General features: G+C 68.6%; 17 protein-coding genes. 10 read left to right on the top strand and 7 right to left on the bottom strand.

Annotation, left to right across the window (positions count from 1 at the left end):
* Nucleotides 1-21: 21 nt before the first annotated feature.
* Nucleotides 22-1056 (top strand): hypothetical protein, encoded by a 1035-nt coding sequence (locus A5752_RS17070; protein WP_067087864.1) that lies wholly within the window; start codon nucleotides 22-24, stop codon nucleotides 1054-1056.
* Between the two features lie 22 nt (nucleotides 1057-1078).
* Here the strand turns inward: A5752_RS17070 and A5752_RS17065 are convergent, their stop codons facing one another.
* Nucleotides 1079-1474: a VOC family protein gene (locus A5752_RS17065; RefSeq protein WP_067087862.1), complete on the bottom strand. Its 396-nt coding sequence runs from the start codon at nucleotides 1472-1474 to the stop codon at nucleotides 1079-1081.
* Between the two features lie 25 nt (nucleotides 1475-1499).
* On the bottom strand, nucleotides 1500-2327 hold the full coding sequence (locus A5752_RS17060) for an oxygenase MpaB family protein (RefSeq protein ID WP_067087860.1): 828 nt from the start codon (nucleotides 2325-2327) through the stop codon (nucleotides 1500-1502).
* A gap of 36 nt (nucleotides 2328-2363) precedes the next feature.
* Here A5752_RS17060 and A5752_RS17055 point away from each other — a divergent pair, with 36 nt between their 5' ends.
* The gene (locus A5752_RS17055) at nucleotides 2364-3335 is read left to right on the top strand and encodes a cobalamin biosynthesis protein (RefSeq protein ID WP_067087858.1); all 972 of its coding nucleotides are present in this window, start codon (nucleotides 2364-2366) and stop codon (nucleotides 3333-3335) included.
* Here A5752_RS17055 and A5752_RS17050 read toward each other — a convergent pair.
* The 3 genes from A5752_RS17050 to A5752_RS17040 are packed head-to-tail and all read right to left on the bottom strand — an operon-like array spanning nucleotide 3289 to nucleotide 5307.
* The gene (locus A5752_RS17050) at nucleotides 3289-4116 is read right to left on the bottom strand and encodes an SURF1 family cytochrome oxidase biogenesis protein (RefSeq protein WP_067087856.1); all 828 of its coding nucleotides are present in this window, start codon (nucleotides 4114-4116) and stop codon (nucleotides 3289-3291) included. The two genes, A5752_RS17055 and A5752_RS17050, sit on opposite strands and share 47 nt — an antisense overlap.
* Nucleotides 4116-4610: a low molecular weight protein-tyrosine-phosphatase gene (locus tag A5752_RS17045; protein ID WP_067087855.1), complete on the bottom strand. Its 495-nt coding sequence runs from the start codon at nucleotides 4608-4610 to the stop codon at nucleotides 4116-4118. Before A5752_RS17045 ends, A5752_RS17050 begins: the two co-directional genes overlap by 1 nt.
* Nucleotides 4603-5307: an HAD-IA family hydrolase gene (locus tag A5752_RS17040; protein ID WP_502686743.1), complete on the bottom strand. Its 705-nt coding sequence runs from the start codon at nucleotides 5305-5307 to the stop codon at nucleotides 4603-4605. Before A5752_RS17040 ends, A5752_RS17045 begins: the two co-directional genes overlap by 8 nt.
* Before the next feature lie 55 nt (nucleotides 5308-5362).
* Here A5752_RS17040 and cobC point away from each other — a divergent pair, with 55 nt between their 5' ends.
* Genes cobC through A5752_RS17020 form a run of 4 tightly spaced genes read left to right on the top strand, consistent with a single transcriptional unit; the run spans nucleotide 5363 to nucleotide 9325 of the window.
* Complete coding sequence (gene cobC, locus A5752_RS17035; RefSeq protein WP_067087853.1) at nucleotides 5363-6385, top strand: Rv2231c family histidinol phosphate aminotransferase CobC; 1023 nt, start codon at nucleotides 5363-5365, stop codon at nucleotides 6383-6385.
* Nucleotides 6382-7500 (top strand): Nif3-like dinuclear metal center hexameric protein, encoded by a 1119-nt coding sequence (locus tag A5752_RS17030; RefSeq protein ID WP_067087851.1) that lies wholly within the window; start codon nucleotides 6382-6384, stop codon nucleotides 7498-7500. Before cobC ends, A5752_RS17030 begins: the two co-directional genes overlap by 4 nt.
* Nucleotides 7501-7502: 2 nt before the next feature.
* Nucleotides 7503-8240 carry a zinc ribbon domain-containing protein gene (locus A5752_RS17025; RefSeq protein WP_067087849.1) on the top strand — a complete coding sequence of 246 codons (738 nt, stop codon included), beginning with the start codon at nucleotides 7503-7505 and terminating at the stop codon, nucleotides 8238-8240.
* On the top strand, nucleotides 8237-9325 hold the full coding sequence (locus A5752_RS17020) for a bifunctional RNase H/acid phosphatase (RefSeq protein ID WP_067087847.1): 1089 nt from the start codon (nucleotides 8237-8239) through the stop codon (nucleotides 9323-9325). The genes A5752_RS17025 and A5752_RS17020 overlap by 4 nt, the downstream gene beginning before the upstream one ends.
* Here A5752_RS17020 and A5752_RS17015 read toward each other — a convergent pair.
* Nucleotides 9322-9894 carry a helix-turn-helix domain-containing protein gene (locus A5752_RS17015; protein ID WP_067087845.1) on the bottom strand — a complete coding sequence of 191 codons (573 nt, stop codon included), beginning with the start codon at nucleotides 9892-9894 and terminating at the stop codon, nucleotides 9322-9324. The genes A5752_RS17020 and A5752_RS17015 overlap by 4 nt on opposite strands.
* Nucleotides 9895-9941: 47 nt before the next feature.
* Between A5752_RS17015 and A5752_RS17010 the strand changes: the two genes are divergently transcribed.
* Complete coding sequence (locus A5752_RS17010; protein ID WP_067087842.1) at nucleotides 9942-10898, top strand: NAD(P)/FAD-dependent oxidoreductase; 957 nt, start codon at nucleotides 9942-9944, stop codon at nucleotides 10896-10898.
* Nucleotides 10885-11511, top strand: a complete 627-nt coding sequence (locus A5752_RS17005) for a class I SAM-dependent methyltransferase (RefSeq protein ID WP_067087840.1) — start codon at nucleotides 10885-10887, stop codon at nucleotides 11509-11511. Before A5752_RS17010 ends, A5752_RS17005 begins: the two co-directional genes overlap by 14 nt.
* 22 nt (nucleotides 11512-11533) lie before the next feature.
* On the opposite strand, the gene A5752_RS17000 is transcribed toward A5752_RS17005, so the two are convergent.
* Nucleotides 11534-12250, bottom strand: coding sequence for a 2OG-Fe(II) oxygenase (locus tag A5752_RS17000; protein ID WP_067087838.1), 717 nt, complete (start codon nucleotides 12248-12250; stop codon nucleotides 11534-11536).
* A 126-nt stretch (nucleotides 12251-12376) separates the two neighbouring features.
* Between A5752_RS17000 and A5752_RS16995 the strand changes: the two genes are divergently transcribed.
* Together A5752_RS16995 and lpqN are read left to right on the top strand one after the other, a co-directional pair.
* Entirely contained in the window at nucleotides 12377-13825 is a 1449-nt protein-coding gene (locus tag A5752_RS16995) for an HNH endonuclease signature motif containing protein (RefSeq protein ID WP_067087835.1), read from the top strand.
* Between the two features lie 99 nt (nucleotides 13826-13924).
* Entirely contained in the window at nucleotides 13925-14614 is a 690-nt protein-coding gene (gene lpqN, locus A5752_RS16990) for an envelope biogenesis lipoprotein LpqN (RefSeq protein ID WP_067087833.1), read from the top strand.
* The last annotated feature ends 35 nt before the right edge of the window (nucleotides 14615-14649 follow it).

The raw sequence follows: 14649 nt of genomic DNA, 5'->3' as shown, positions 1-14649 counted from the left end.
GCGCACGGGTATGCGATCCGAATGCCGGACGAACCGTCGTCAATCCTGCTGATCGCGGATCCCGGCGCCCCGGCGGCAATCGCCGAGCGTGTGTCGGATTCATTGCGAAATGCGCTGACGGACCAGTCCTCGGCCGATAGCGCGTGGGATGTGTCGGTGCGACGTCACGCGTATCCGGTCGACGAGTACGCCGAAGTCTCCCAGGTTATCCGCACCATCCAACCGGGTGACAGCCCGGAAGGCATCGTCATCTACCTGACGGATCTTGCCCGACGGCAGGGGAAGACGCCGGTGATAGCCGAGATCAGTGTGCCTGACAGGTTGGGAGTGATTTCGATTCCCGGGGTTGGCGGCGTATTCATCGATCGCCGGATAAGGAAACTCGCGCAGACCGTCGTGGCCGAGATTGAGCGTCAATCGGACAAGCCCACCCCTGCATTGAAGCGGCTGAAGCGGACTCAGGAAAACGACCTGGTCCGTTACGTCGCGCCGTCTGCGCTGTCCCGTCTCCGACTCTTGAGCGGCATGGTTTATGCCAACCGCCCGTGGCGGTTGCTCGCTGGCCTGTCCAAGGTGATGATGGCCGCGTTCGCCGCCGGCGCCGTGAGCCTTGCCTATCCGACGATTTGGCAGTTGTCCGACACCATGGGCCCCTGGCGGCTGACCGCGGCAACCATGTTGGCGAGTGCCGCATTGATTGCGTGGCTCATCCTCGACCACGAATTATGGGAACGACCGCATTCGGTTGGCGAACGTAAGAGAGCCGTGTTGTACAACGCAACGACTCTCGTCACTTTGACGATCGGCGTCGCCATCTTCCATATCGGGCTTTACGTCCTGATACTGCTCACGGCCTGGTGGACGCTCCCGCCGCAGTTGGTCGCTCGAAACATAGGCCATCCCGTCGAATTCCCAACCGTGTTGGTGGTGGCCTGGTTGGTGGCGGCAGTCGCCACGTTGGGCGGTGCACTGGGATCGGGTATGGAGGACGGCGATGCCGTCAAGGCGGCCGCCTACGGGGTGCGGCAACGCCAGCGGTTCGACCAAGCAGATTGACGCACCTTCAACGAAGTATCGGTCAACCCGGCGGAGCGAAGAACTCCAGCGCGATGCCGTCGGGATCGCGGAAACTGAGCCCCGAACCGTACGGCGCATCCACGATGTCCCCGTGTTCGACGCCGAGCTTGTCGAGGCGCTCCACCCAGCCCTCGAGCTCGCTGCGGCTCGCGCACCCGAAGCCGACATGGTCGAGACCCGAGTGGAATTCGGTGAACTGCTCGTCGGGCACCGACCGGTCGTGTTCGTGGATGCCGAACAGCGTGCCGTTGTCGAATTGCCAGACCACATGGCGGAATCCGGTGTCGGTGTGTTCGTCGAGCGCCGGTTCCTCCCCGATCAGTTCCTGGTACCAGGGCGCGCTGACCGCGAGGTCACGCACGGTCAGGGCGACGTGGTTCAGTGACGGAAAGGGCATGGTGCCTCCTGATTTTCTGATCGGTTCACACGACTCGCCTGCCGAGGCGTGCCCGGGTCCGCATATCCCAGAGGTACAACCGGTAGCCGAGAAGCCAGACATCGCGCGGGACGACGCGGTCGACGACGCGCAGCCCGGTCAACAGCGTCTCGAACCTGCGCTGCTGACGGCCCGACCACGGCAGCTGCATGTGCTCACGGAACTTCTGCGGCAGAAAGCCCGTCGTCGCGAACAGGTTGAACCGGCCCGCCAGCAGCCGCAGCGGAGCGGGCAGGAACACCATCGCGGCCACCCCGTGCAGATGCTCACGCACCGGTTCGTCGATGCGCAGTTCATCCAGCGAGCGTTTCCAGTATTCGTCGAACGCGGCGCGGTCCGGCGGCCACATGTCCTCGCGCACCTGCAGTGTGGTGCCCAGCTTCCTCGCGTCGTGGTAGATCGCGTCGGCCGCCTCCTCGTCGAGCGGGCCGTACAAGAACTCGTGCTGGTCGACGTAGTAGCGGTACAGGCAGGCGGCCACCCACAACTGCAACCGAGGGTCGAAAGCCTTGTACGACACCGGGCTTGACGGCGTGGATCGCACCAGCGCGTGCACGCGGTCGACCTCGTCGCGGATCAGCCTGCGATCGCTCTCGGTGCCCATCGTCGCCACCGCCAGATACGTGCCGGTGGTGCGGGCCCGCTTGAACGGATGCTTGTAGACGTTGCCGCTGTCGACCGGGCTCTCGAGCACCCCGTAACCCACCCCAGGCGAGGCCAACTGCATGATCACGTTGGCCGCCGGTGCCAGCACGGCCGCGGGATTGAGCAGATCGACGACGCGCCTCGGGCGGCGCGGTGGCCCGAACCTCATGCGTTCGAGTAGATCACCTTGTGAGACGCTCGCGGAGTGTTTGCGCAGACCTCACGCCCGCGCGCAGTGGGGATTGCGGCCGGATATGCCGCCGACCGGGTGTTCGGCGATCCCCGTCGCGGACACCCCGTAGCGCTCTTCGGCAGTGCGGCAGCGGCTTTGGAGCGTCGCACCTACGCCGACGACCGCGCGGCGGGCGCGCTGCACACCGCCGCCCTGCTCGGCACGCTCTCGCTGCTCGGAATCGCGGCGGAGCGGGCGTCGCGGCGGGGCGCTGCGTCGGTCGTCGTCACCACCGCCGCGTCGGTGTTCGTCGCACTGGGCGGGACCTCCCTGGCCCGCGCCGGAAACCAGATGGCGGGTCACCTGGAGCGGGGCGACGTCGACGCGGCCCGCCGCCTGCTGCCCTCATTGTGTGGACGCGACCCGTCGGTGCTCGACGAGGCGGGACTTGCGCGGGCCGCGCTCGAGTCGGTCGCGGAGAACACCTCCGACGCGCACGTGGCGCCGCTGCTGTGGGCGGCGGTCGGCGGGGTCCCCGGTGTCCTGGTGTACCGCGGCGCGAACACCCTCGACGCGATGATCGGCCACAAGTCGCCTCGCTACCGGCGGTTCGGTTGGGCGGCAGCGCGTTTCGACGACGCCGCGAACTATCTCGCCGCGCGGGTGACCGCGGTGCTGGCGGCCGTGTGCGCACCGGTGGTGGGCGGCTCGCCGGTCGCGGCCCTGCGCGCGTGGAAGCGCGACGCGCGACGCCATCCCAGCCCGAACGCGGGTGTCGCGGAGGCGGCCTTCGCGGGGGCGCTGGGGGTGCGGCTCGGCGGGCCGACGCAGTACGCCCACGAACTCGAGATCCGCCCCACCCTCGGCGACGGTCCGCCGCCGCAGGCCGCCGATCTGCGGCGGGCCGCGCGGTTGTCGCGGGCGGTTCAGGGGGCCGCGGCGTTGGCCGCGATCGGGCTCAGCGCCGCCGGCCGTACCGGTCTGCGAGCTTGTCCTCGGTGCTGAGCGGGGCGTCGGGCTTGGCTTGCGCCGCCTCCCGTGCGGCCTTCTCCAGCCTGCGCTGGCGCACCTCGGCGTAGATGAAGTAGCCCAGCCCGATCGGCGCGATGATGCCGAACGCGATCCACTGGATGCCGTACGACAGGAACGGTCCGGCGTCGAGGTGGGGCAGCGGGATCGCGCCGAGCCCACCCGGCTGGTCGGGCTCCAACTGCAGATACGAACCGGCCAGCGGGATACCGGTGAGCGACGAGATCTGTCCGGTGTTGATCGAGTACACCTGCTGGATGCCGTCCTGGCGGAATGGCTCCTTGCCCTGGGCCAGCCCCTCGGAGTCGCGCAGCCGCGCGGCTATGGTGACCGTGCCGTCCGGCACCGCCGGGATCTCGGGCACACCCGAAGCCTGTATCGGCCGGACGTATCCGCGGTCGACCAGGACGGTCGGCCCGCCGTCGACCGCGAACGGCACGAGCACCTCGAAGGCGGGTTCACCCTCCACCATGCGCAACCGCGCGAGCACCTGCCCCTCGGGAAGATAGCGGCCGCTCGCCGTGACGCGTCGCCACTGGTCCTCCGGTGCCGTCGAATCCTGCTCTGGCAGTAGAGAAGTAACCGCTACGGGATCGGCCTTCAGCGAATGCGAGATCTGCGCGTTCTCGCGCGAGGTCTTGGAGTTCTTGCCCAGCTGCCACGGTGCCAGCACCGTGAAGCACAGGTAGGCGAAGCCCGCCACCACGACGAACAACGCCAGCCATGACGGCCGCAGCAGGAACGTCCACCGGCGCATCAGCTGGCGAGCCCCCTGCCGGCGAGTTGCTCGTCGACCCATTCGTGCAGGCCGGGCAGCGACGCCTCGATGACGGCGAAGACGTCCTCGAAGTCGGCGTGGTCGCCGTAGTAGGGATCCTCGACGTCCAGCGCATGGGCGCCCGATCGCGGATCGAACGACCGCAGCATCCGGATCCGGTCGGCGGGCACACCCAGGTCCTTGAGCATTCGAACGTGGTTGCGGCCCAGCGCGATCACCAGGTCGGCGGACATGTGATCCTCGTTGACCTGCGCGGCGCGATGCGCGGTCGGATACCCGTGCTCGCGCAACACGTGCGTGGCCCTGCGGTCGGCGGGTTCACCCGCGTGCCAACCGCCGGTGCCCGCGCTGGTCACCCGGACCACATGGCCCAGCCCGCGCTCCGAGATCTGATGGGCGAACATCTTCTCGGCCATCGGCGACCGGCAGATGTTGCCCGAGCAGACGAACGTCACGTGCAGCAGTTCAGACACCCAACACCTCACGCAGGTCCGCCACCGTCGCGACGTGCGCGGCTGGCGCGGCGGCGTCGGGCTCGTCGAAATCGCCCTTGCCGTAGCCCCACCCGACGATCACGGTGTCGATTCCGTGTGCGGCGGCGCCTTCCACGTCATGTGACCGGTCGCCGACCATGAGGGTCCGCTCGGGCACGGTGCCGAGTTGGGTCAACGCGTGGGCGACGACGTCGACCTTGCGGGCGCGCGTGCCGTCGACACTCGCACCGGCGATCACCTCGAAACAGTCGGCGAGGCCGAAGTGCGCGAGGATCCGCTGGGCGGTCGGCTCGGCCTTCGAGGTGGCGACGGCCAACCGCACGCCGGCCGCGCGCAGGTCGGCGAGCAGCGCCGGGATGCCGTCGAAGACCTCGTTCATCGCCCAGCCGCGGTCGACGTAGTCGGCGCGGTAGGCCGCGATCGCCTCGTCGGTCTTCGCCCCGAGGCCGAGGCGCCCCAGCGTGTGGTGCATCGGCGGGCCGACGATCATCGTGGCGAGGTCGCCATCGGGCACCTCGGCGCCCACGGATCCCAGCGCGTGGCGAAAGCTCGAGACGATGCCCTGCGCCGAGTCGGTCAGGGTGCCGTCGAGGTCGAAGATCACCAGTTCGGGGCGGGTCGCCTCGGTCGCGGGGGACGGGCCGGTGGACAGGCCGGTCGACAGCGTGTCGGTCACGCGTCCATTCTCCCCGATCGCAGAACTCCGCCGGTCGGCGCACTAGTGTCGTGCTGTGGCGAGTCCTTCGCGCGCTGCCGCGCGCTACCACGGCGACCAGGCCGTCGCGCCCGGGATGCTGGACTTCGCCGTCAACGTGCGCACCGACGCGCCGCCGTCGTGGCTGGTCGACCGCCTGGCGGCCCGGCTGAGCGAGTTGGGCAGGTATCCGGGCGCGGCCGACGAGCAGCGCGCGCTCGAGGCGGTCGCGCGCAGGCACGGCCGTCCCGTCGACGAGGTCGCGCTGCTGGCGGGCGCCGCCGAGGGCTTCGCGCGCCTGGCCGACCTGCGACCCCGGCGGGCCGCGCTGATCGCGCCGTCGTTCACCGAACCGGAGGCGGCGCTGGCCGCGGCCGGGGTCCCCTTTACCCACGTGGTGCTCGAACCGCCGTACACCCTTCGCGCGGACGCGGTGCCCGACGACGCGGACCTCGTCGTCGTGGGGAACCCGACGAACCCGACCGGAGTGCTGCACACCCGCGACCAGGTGCTCGCGTTGCGGCGCCCGGGCCGCATCGTGGTGGTCGACGAGGCGTTCGCCGACGCGATACCCCGCGAATCCGAATCGCTGGCCGGCGATGCGCTGCCCGACGTCGTGGTGCTGCGCAGTCTGACCAAGACGTGGGCGCTGGCGGGGCTGCGGGTCGGCTACGCGCTCGGCCCGTCCGAGGTGTTGGCGCGGCTGACGGCGCGCCGGCCGCACTGGCCACTGGGCACGCTGCAACTGGAGGCCATCGCCGCGTGCAACGCGCCGGAGGCGGTGGCCGAGGCCGACCGTGCCGCCAGGCGCCTGACGGAGGTGCGCGACGAGATGGTGGCCGGGTTGACTAGCATCGGCGTGCATGTCGTCCCCGGTTCGGCCCCGTTCGTCCTGTTCTCCGTGCCGGATGCCGAACTGATGCGAAAACATCTGGACCGCAGAGGCATTGCGGTGCGCCGCTGCGACACGTTCATCGGCCTCGACGGCCAGTTCCTGCGGGCGGCGGTTCGGCCCGAATGGCCGGTGCTGGTCGAGGCGATGACTGAGGCGCTGCGATGAGCGCGCGTCTCGGCGACATCATCGACGTGTTGGAGGCGGCGTATCCGCCGGAGTTGGCGCAGGACTGGGATTCGGTCGGCCTGGTCTGCGGGGACCCGTCGGAGACGGTCGAGACGGTGACGGTGGCCGTCGACGCCACCGCCGACGTCGTAGCCGAGGTGCCCGACCGGGGCCTGCTGCTCGCGCATCACCCCCTTCTGCTGCGCGGGGTCGACACCGTGGCGGCCAGCACCGCCAAGGGCGCCCTGATCCACCGGCTGATTCGCAGCGGGCGGGCGCTGTTCACCGCCCATACCAATGCCGACTCCGCGTCACCCGGCGTTTCCGACGCGCTGGCCGAGACGCTCGGGCTGACCGTCGAGGAGGTGCTGGCCCCCGCGAGCGCGGAATCCGACCTCGACAAGTGGGTCGTCTTCGTGCCCGCCGAGAACTCCGAGGCGTTGCGGGAGGCCATGTTCGCCGCGGGCGCCGGCCGCATCGGCGACTACTCGCACTGCTGCTGGACCACGACCGGTACGGGGCAGTTCCTGCCGCATGACGGCGCGTCACCGGCGATCGGCAGCGTGGGATCCGTCGAACACGTTCCCGAGGACCGGGTGGAGGTCATCGCCCCCGCGCGATTGCGCGGTCATGTGCTGGCCGCGATGCGGGGAGCGCATCCCTATGAGGAACCCGCATTCGACGTCTTCGCGCTCGCACCGATCCCGGGTAATGCGGGCCTGGGGCGGATCGGGGTGCTGGACCGCCCGGAACCGTTGTCGGCGTTTGTGTCCCGCGTGCGTCGGGCGCTGCCCGCCACCTCCTGGGGGGTGCGCGCCGCCGGCGATCCGGACGCGCAGGTGTCGCGCGTCGCGGTGTGCGGCGGAGCGGGGGACTCGCTGCTCGGCCTCGTCGCCCGCACCGGTGTCGACGCATACGTGACGGCGGATCTGCGGCACCATCCCGCCGACGAACATCGACGCGCCTCCGAAGTCGCGCTCGTGGACGTCGCCCACTGGGCCAGCGAGTACCCGTGGTGCGGCCAGGCCGCGGACCTGCTGCGGGCGCACTTCGGTGACGCACTGCCCGTGCGGGTCTCGGATGTGCGCACCGATCCATGGAATGTCGAAAGTTGAGCATGAAAGCTGAAGTAGGACAACAACAGTCGCTACTCGAGTTGGCCGAACTCGATGCCACCCTCGCTCGCCTCGAGTACCGGGTGAAGAACCTCGCCGAACAGCGTCGGCTCGAGGAGGTTCAGGCCGCGCACCGGGAGGCCAACGACCGGCTGGCCGCACTGCAGATCGCCATCGAGGATCTCGACGCGCAGGTCGCCAAGTTCGAATCCGAGATCGATTCGGTGCGCCAGCGCGAGGAGCGGGACCGAAAGCTGCTCGCGGGAGGGTCGGTGGATGCCAAACAGCTCACCGAGTTGCAGCACGAACTCGACACGTTGGAGCGCAGGCAGGCCGCGCTGGAGGATTCTCAGCTCGAGGTGATGGAGCGGCGCGAGGAGTTGCAGCGCGACCAACAAGAGGCGTTGACGAAGATCGACGACCTGCAGCACGATCTGGGCGTCGCGCAGACCGCCTGCGATGAAGTGCGCTCCGAATTGGGCCAGCATCGTCACCAGAGCCTGTCGCGGCGCGATGAGCTGGTCGCGGCGCTCGACGCCGATCTGGTGGGGCTCTACGAACGCCAGCGTGCCCGCGGCGGCGCGGGCGCGGGTCAGTTGCAGGGCCGCCGGTGCGGCGCGTGCCGGATCGAAATCGACAAGGGGGAGTTGGCGCGGATCTCCGCGGCGGCCGACGACGAGGTGCTCCGTTGCCCCGAATGCGGTGCCATCCTGTTGCGAGTCAAGGGGTTCGGCGCGTGAAGGTGATCGTCGAGGCGGACGGCGGTTCACGCGGGAACCCCGGGCCGGCCGGCTACGGGTCGGTGGTGTGGTCGGCCGACCACGGCGCGGTGCTCGCCGAGAGCAAGGAAGCGATCGGGCGCGCCACCAACAACGTCGCCGAGTATCGCGGCCTGATCGCCGGGTTGAGCGAGGCGGCGAGCCTGGGCGCCACCGAGGTCGACGTGTTGATGGACTCGAAGCTGGTGGTGGAGCAGATGTCTGGCCGGTGGAAGGTCAAGCACCCGGACATCGCGCCTCTGCACCAGCAGGCCACGGCGCTGGCGGCCCGGTTCGACCGCGTGACCTACCAGTGGATTCCGCGTGCGGAGAACAGCCACGCCGACCGGTTGGCCAACGAGGCGATGGACGCGGCGGCCGAAATGCCCACGAGTGGGGAGGAATCCAAGCCGCATCAGGCGTCGAACCCCACCGCGTGGAGCGGCGCGCGGGGTGCGCCGACGCGGTTGCTGTTGCTGCGCCACGGCCAGACCGAATTGTCTGTGGACCGCCGGTATTCGGGGCGCGGCAACCCTGCGCTGACCGACCTCGGGCGCCGTCAGGCCGAAGCCGCCGCGCAGTACCTCGGGCAGCGGGGCGGCGTCGCAGCGGTCGTCACGTCGCCGTTGCAGCGCGCCTACGACACCGCGGCGGCGGCGGCCAAGGTGCTGGGGCTCGACGTCACCGTGGACGACGATCTGATCGAGACCGATTTCGGAGCGTGGGAGGGTCTGACGTTCACCGAAGCGGCGGAACGGGATCCGGATCTGCACCGGCGCTGGCTGCGCGACACCTCCTTGGCGCCCCCGGAGGGTGAGAGCTTCGATTCCGCGGCCGAGCGGGTCGGAAGGGCTCGGGCGCGGATCGTCACCGAGCATGCGGGAGAGACGGTGCTGGTGGTGTCGCACGTGACGCCGATCAAGACGCTGCTGCGGATGGCGCTCGACGGGGGCCCGAACATCCTGTACCGCCTGCACCTCGACCTCGCGTCGTTGTCGATCGCCGAGTTCTATCCCGACGGTGCGGCATCGGTGCGGCTGGTCAATCAGACGGCGTACCTGGACTAGTCGTGTAAGTGGAGCCGCTCGCCGTGCGGCCCGAAGATGGTGATGGCCTCGACCGGGCCGTCGACCGCGCCGAACCAGTGGGGCGTCCATGTCGAGAATTCCACCGCCTCACCGGGTTTCACGGTGAAGTCCCGATCGCCGAGGATCAATCGCAGCTGACCGGACAGTACGTACATCCAGTCCTGGCCCTCGTGCACGGGGAGTTCGGTGGGCGGGTTGCGGCGCCGGGCACTGATCCGGATCTTGAATGCGTGTAGACCGCCGGCGGCCTGCCGGGTCAGCGGCCAGTAGGTGATCCCGTGTGCGGTGTGAGATCCGCTGCGCACCCGCGGATCCTCGGCTTCCGGGGCGCGAAGCAGTTCGTCGGTGCTGACCGACAGCGCTGCGGCCAGTCTCGGCAGGTGGTCCAGGGCGAGGCGGCGCTTGCCGGATTCCAGCCGGCTCAGCGTCGACACGTCGATGTTCGAGCGCCGGGCGACCTCTTCGAGGGTCAGGCCGTGCCGGGTGCGCAGTTCGCGCAGCCTGCGGCGCACCCGGGCGTCGACGCCGTCCTCATCTTTTGCCTGCATGGCAATAGAGCTTGGCATCCTGGGCGGAGCGAATGCAAGGTGGTCGTATGGACAGATATTGGGATTGCGTGATCGTCGGCGGCGGTGCCGCCGGGTTGAGCGCCGCATTGGTGCTCGGCCGGGCCCGGCGCCGCACACTGCTGGTCGATGCGGGTGCGCAGAGCAACCTGCCCGCGCATGGCATCGGGGGGCTGCTGGGCCATGACGGCCGACCGCCCGCGGAACTGTACGCGTTGGGGCGCGAAGAGTTGTCGGCGTATCCGTCGGTGGAGGTCGTGGCGGGCGACATCGTCGCCGGTGAGCGAGCCGACGACGGGTACGTCCTGCGCTTGGGTGACGGCCGGGTCGAGCGGACCAGGCGGGTGTTGTTGGCCACCGGTATGGAGTACCGGCCGCCGTCACTGCCTGGGCTGGCGGAGCTGTGGGGACGGTCGGTGTTTCACTGCCCGTTCTGCCACGGATGGGAAGTGCGCGATCAGCCTCTGGCGGTGCTGGCGCGTGGTGAGCGCGCGGTGCATTCGTCGCTGCTGTTGCGTCTCTGGAGCGACGACGTCATTCTACTGACCGATGGTCCGGCCGATCTCGATGACGCGCAGCGTGAACGGCTGGCCGCGGCGGGTGTGATGATCGATGAGCGCCCGGTAGCCGAATTAGATTCCGCGGCAGGAGATCTGGCGGCCGTCGTATTCGCCGACGGCGACCGGTTGCCGCGCAAGGGTCTTCTGGTGGCGACGACGTTGCATCAGCGGTCGCCGCTCGCCGAGCAACTGGGCGCCGCTGCGGCGGAGCCGACGCCGCTGGCGCGAAATCCGGTTCAGGTCGATGCTCTGTATCGGACCAGTGCGCATGGGGTATTCGCCGCCGGTGATGTGGTCGCCCAGATGCCGCAGGTGGCCACCGCGGTGGCGTCCGGCTCGGCCGCGGCCGCCGCCGTCGTGCAGAGCCTGATGGAGGGGGAATTCCCGGCGGTCGTGCTGGAAGGGAGTGGATATGTCAACGCCTGACGCCAAACAACATTGGGAAGAGCGCTACAGCTCGCAGGACCGGATCTGGAGCGGGCGGCCGAACGTTCGCCTCGTCGAGGTGGCCTCGAACCTCGAGCCCGGGACCGCGCTGGACCTGGGCAGCGGCGAGGGCGGGGACGCGATGTGGCTCGCCGAACGGGGTTGGCGGGTCCTCGCCGTCGACATCGCCGAAACCGCCTTGCAGCGCGCCGCCGAAGACGCCGCCGCGCGCAGGGTCGCCGACCGCATCGACTTCGCACAGCACGACCTCTTGGAGAGTTTCCCCGAGGGCGAGTTCGATCTGGTGAACGCTCAGTTCCTGCACTCCACGTTCCCGCTCGACCGGACGGCGATCTTCGGCGCTGCGGCACGGGCGGTCCGTCCGGGCGGGCTCCTGCTGATCGTCGACCACGGGTCGCCGCCGCCGTGGCTGTCGGAGCTCCATGACCACCACCACACGTTCACGCCGCCCGAGGAGGTGGTCGCAGCGCTGAATCTCCCTGATTCCGAATGGGATCCGGCCGAGATCCGCAAACCGGTGCGTGACGTGACGACCCCGGACGGCGAGACTGCGCAGTGGGCCGACAACGTGATCGTGTTGCGGCGACGCTGAGCTTCCCGCTGCAACGATCGGTTCATGCGGCGTCGTGGAAGATGAGCCCGAGCGTGTATCGCTCTCCGGAGCGCACCACCGACACCCCGTGCCGCACCGGCGCGGCCGACCATCCGCACGCCGACCGCACGGGCCGCTCCCGGGTGGTGAAGACGTAGCCGCGCCCGTGGGGCAGCAGGGTCGATGTGCCGCGCGACTGAGCGCGGGGGCGTTGTTCGACCAACAGGAACTCACCGCCGGTGTGCTCGACGCCGGGTTCGCTGAGGTTGATCACGACCTGTAGCGGAAACACCAGATCGCCGTAGAGGTCTCGGTGCAGCGCATTCCAGTCACCGGGTCCGTATTTGAGCATGAGCGCGGTCGGTTTCGTCTGGCCGGCGGCGTGGCACATGTCGAGCCAGTCGTCGAATTGGTCAGGCCAAGGCGCGGGGCGGCCCAATCGGGCCCACCAGTCCCGCGCGATCGGGAGGAGCCGCGGATACAGCGCCCGCCTGAGCGCTTGGACCGGTTCGGGGTACGGCTCGCGCAAGTAGCGGTACTCGCCCTCGCCGAAGCGGTGGCGGGCCATGTCGACGGTCGAACGGAATCTGTCGTCGTCGATGTAGAGGCGCTTGAGCGCGGCGCTCTCGGGCTTGGTCAGTAGGCGTGGAAGCAGGGCGCCGCCGGTTGCGTCGAGTTCGGTGACGACGGCGTCCCAATTGGCGGCGTCGACACGGGCGTGCCATTGCGTATGCGCCATTTGGCGATGCATACCCAGAAGACGCCGGCGATCGACATTTCGTGAGGTTCTCCCAGACAGCGAATTGATCCACAGGGTCACGATTTTCGTGTCGACACGTCAGTGGGCAGAACTAGTATCGAAAGCATGTTCGAAGACGCCTCGGATGCCGATCTCATCACCTTTATGGGTGAAGAGGCGCGCGAGGAGTCGGCGGCGATGGGGCGCCGGTTGTCGTTGGTCGGTGAGTTGTTCGCCAGGCGCAATCCTGAGATGGTCGAGTCGCGGTTCTACGTGGCCGATGCGGTCGCGGCGGTGGCGGCCGAGATCGCGCCGGTGCAGAACATCAGCCATGCGCGAGCGGTCGGTCAGGTCGAGGTCGCGATCGCACTGCGGGATCGGCTGCCGCAGGTCCTCAGGCGGTTCTGTCGGGGTGTGATCGATTATCGGATGGTGTCGGCGATCGTCGCGCGCACCGAGAACGTCGAGGACGACGTCATGGTGAACCTCGATGAGGCGTTGGCATGGCGGGTCGAGAAGTGGATGAAGCTGTCCAAACCCAAGCTGCGCGACCGCATCGATCTGTTCATCGCCGAATTTGATCCGGCTGCGGTGCGGGTACCGCCGGAAGCCGATCAGCATCGCTACGTCGAGATCAGCCCCATCAATACCGCGGGATTGGCGTTCCTGGGTGGCAAGCTGCGCGCCGAGGACGGCGCCTCTTTGGATGCGCGGCTGGATGCGTTGGCGGCCACCGTGTGTGAGAACGATCCGCGGACGACGTCTCAGCGCCGTGCCGACGCCGTGGGTCCGCTGTCGCGGCTCGAGGCCACGTTGGCGTGTCAGTGTGGCTCCGACGAGTGCCCGGCGGCCGCCTACCGCGCCGCGGCGTCCGCGGCGGTGATCCATGTTCTTGCCGAGCAGGCCACGGTGGACGGGTCCGGGAACAAGCCGGGATATCTGCCGGGTTTCGGGATTCTGCCGGCCGAATCGGTCCGCGGGCTTGTGCGCAATGCCGAACTCAAGCCGGTTGACGTGCCGGCCGCCGACGCTGCCATGGCGAACGGGAACGCCGGCACCGGGTATCGGCCCAGCGCCAAGTTGACCGAGTTCCTACAGTGGCGGGATCTGACGTGCCGCTGGCCCGGATGCGACAGGCCGGTGTCGAAATGCGATGTGGACCATACGGTGCCGTGGCCGTACGGTCCGACGCATCCGTCGAACACCAAGCACTACTGCCGTATTCACCATCTGATCAAGACGTTCTATTGCGGCAGTGGTGGCTGGAAGGATGAACAGCTTACCGACGGCACAATCGTTCTCACGGCTCCGACCGGCCACGTGTACCGGTCAGAACCTCACGGCGCGAGCATGTTTCCCGTGCTCGGGCAGCCCACCGGCGTCCCCACGGTCGCCGCGCCACCGCCCGAGAACCCCGACCGCATGGCAATGATGCCTCGGCGCAGGCAAACCCGAGAACAAGATCGCCGCGACCGCATCGACGCCGAACGGCGGCTACGGCGCGAGCTGATCGCCGAGGAGGAGCGGCAGCATCAGGCATGGCTTGCGGCGATCTACAAGCCCCCACCGTTCTGAAAATTGACGAAGTAGCGAATTTTCGGGGCTTACCCATTAGGCTCGCTTTCAAGATCAATTCTCGGCGTGTGAACAAGAACCGTAGGAGGCGGCGAGCCGATGAAGTATCTCCCCGTAGGGACGGCGGCGGGTCTTTTCGCCATCGCACTGAGCTTTGGACTCGTCGGCTGTGGTTCCGACGCTGATACGTCAGCAACGACCACGACATCGGCCACCAGCGAGACCGGCACGGCGACGGCCACACCCAGCCCCGCCGCTGACGACGACGACACGATCAACGAGTACATCACCGACAGTGGGATCGCCGAAACGCCGATCAAGCCGGGGGAACCGGGGACCCCGACATTCGACTTCCCGCTGCCGCCCGGATGGAGCGACGCGGGTGAGGCGACGCCGGAATGGGCCTACGGCGCCATCGCCTACGACAGCCCGAAGGATCCGAATGACCCGCCGGACATGTACGCGATCGCCTCGAAGCTCACCGGCAACGTAGATCAGGCGAAGATCTTCGAATACGCCCCGGAGCAGCTGGAGGACATGGCCGAGTTCAAGCCGTTGGCGGCGCCCGAGAGGGGCAAACTCGGTGGCTTCGATGCCCTTTCGTACGCAGGCACGTTCATGAACGACGGCCAGAAGCGGTTCGTCGCCCAGAAGACCGTCGTGGTGCCGGCGTCGGACGGCATCTTCGTCCTGCAGCTGAATGCGGACAGTCCCGAAACCGAACAGAACGCCGTGCTCGACGCCATCAAGGTCATCGACGAACAGACGACCATCACCCCGCCGTCATGACCGGCCGCTCGCTCCGAGACCCCAGGACCCCGCTT

Origin of the sequence: Mycobacterium sp. 852002-51961_SCH5331710 (genome assembly GCF_001665535.1) — a bacterium.
GTDB lineage: Bacteria > Actinomycetota > Actinomycetes > Mycobacteriales > Mycobacteriaceae > Mycobacterium.
This window is presented reverse-complemented; position numbering and strand designations above follow the sequence as displayed.

What these genes read in the sequence shown, in the direction of transcription:
- A5752_RS17070 (WP_067087864.1), top strand. Translation starts at nt 22, where the DNA reads ATGCCGGACGAACCGTCGTCAATCCTGCTGATCGCGGATCCCGGCGCC.
- A5752_RS17065 (WP_067087862.1), bottom strand. Translation starts at nt 1,474, where the DNA reads ATGCCCTTTCCGTCACTGAACCACGTCGCCCTGACCGTGCGTGACCTC.
- A5752_RS17060 (WP_067087860.1), bottom strand. Translation starts at nt 2,327, where the DNA reads ATGAGGTTCGGGCCACCGCGCCGCCCGAGGCGCGTCGTCGATCTGCTC.
- A5752_RS17050 (WP_067087856.1), bottom strand. Translation starts at nt 4,116, where the DNA reads ATGCGCCGGTGGACGTTCCTGCTGCGGCCGTCATGGCTGGCGTTGTTC.
- A5752_RS17030 (WP_067087851.1), top strand. Translation starts at nt 6,382, where the DNA reads ATGAGCGCGCGTCTCGGCGACATCATCGACGTGTTGGAGGCGGCGTAT.
- A5752_RS17025 (WP_067087849.1), top strand. Translation starts at nt 7,503, where the DNA reads ATGAAAGCTGAAGTAGGACAACAACAGTCGCTACTCGAGTTGGCCGAA.
- A5752_RS17015 (WP_067087845.1), bottom strand. Translation starts at nt 9,894, where the DNA reads ATGCAGGCAAAAGATGAGGACGGCGTCGACGCCCGGGTGCGCCGCAGG.
- A5752_RS17010 (WP_067087842.1), top strand. Translation starts at nt 9,942, where the DNA reads ATGGACAGATATTGGGATTGCGTGATCGTCGGCGGCGGTGCCGCCGGG.
- A5752_RS17005 (WP_067087840.1), top strand. Translation starts at nt 10,885, where the DNA reads ATGTCAACGCCTGACGCCAAACAACATTGGGAAGAGCGCTACAGCTCG.
- A5752_RS17000 (WP_067087838.1), bottom strand. Translation starts at nt 12,250, where the DNA reads ATGGCGCATACGCAATGGCACGCCCGTGTCGACGCCGCCAATTGGGAC.
- A5752_RS16995 (WP_067087835.1), top strand. Translation starts at nt 12,377, where the DNA reads ATGTTCGAAGACGCCTCGGATGCCGATCTCATCACCTTTATGGGTGAA.
- lpqN (WP_067087833.1), top strand. Translation starts at nt 13,925, where the DNA reads ATGAAGTATCTCCCCGTAGGGACGGCGGCGGGTCTTTTCGCCATCGCA.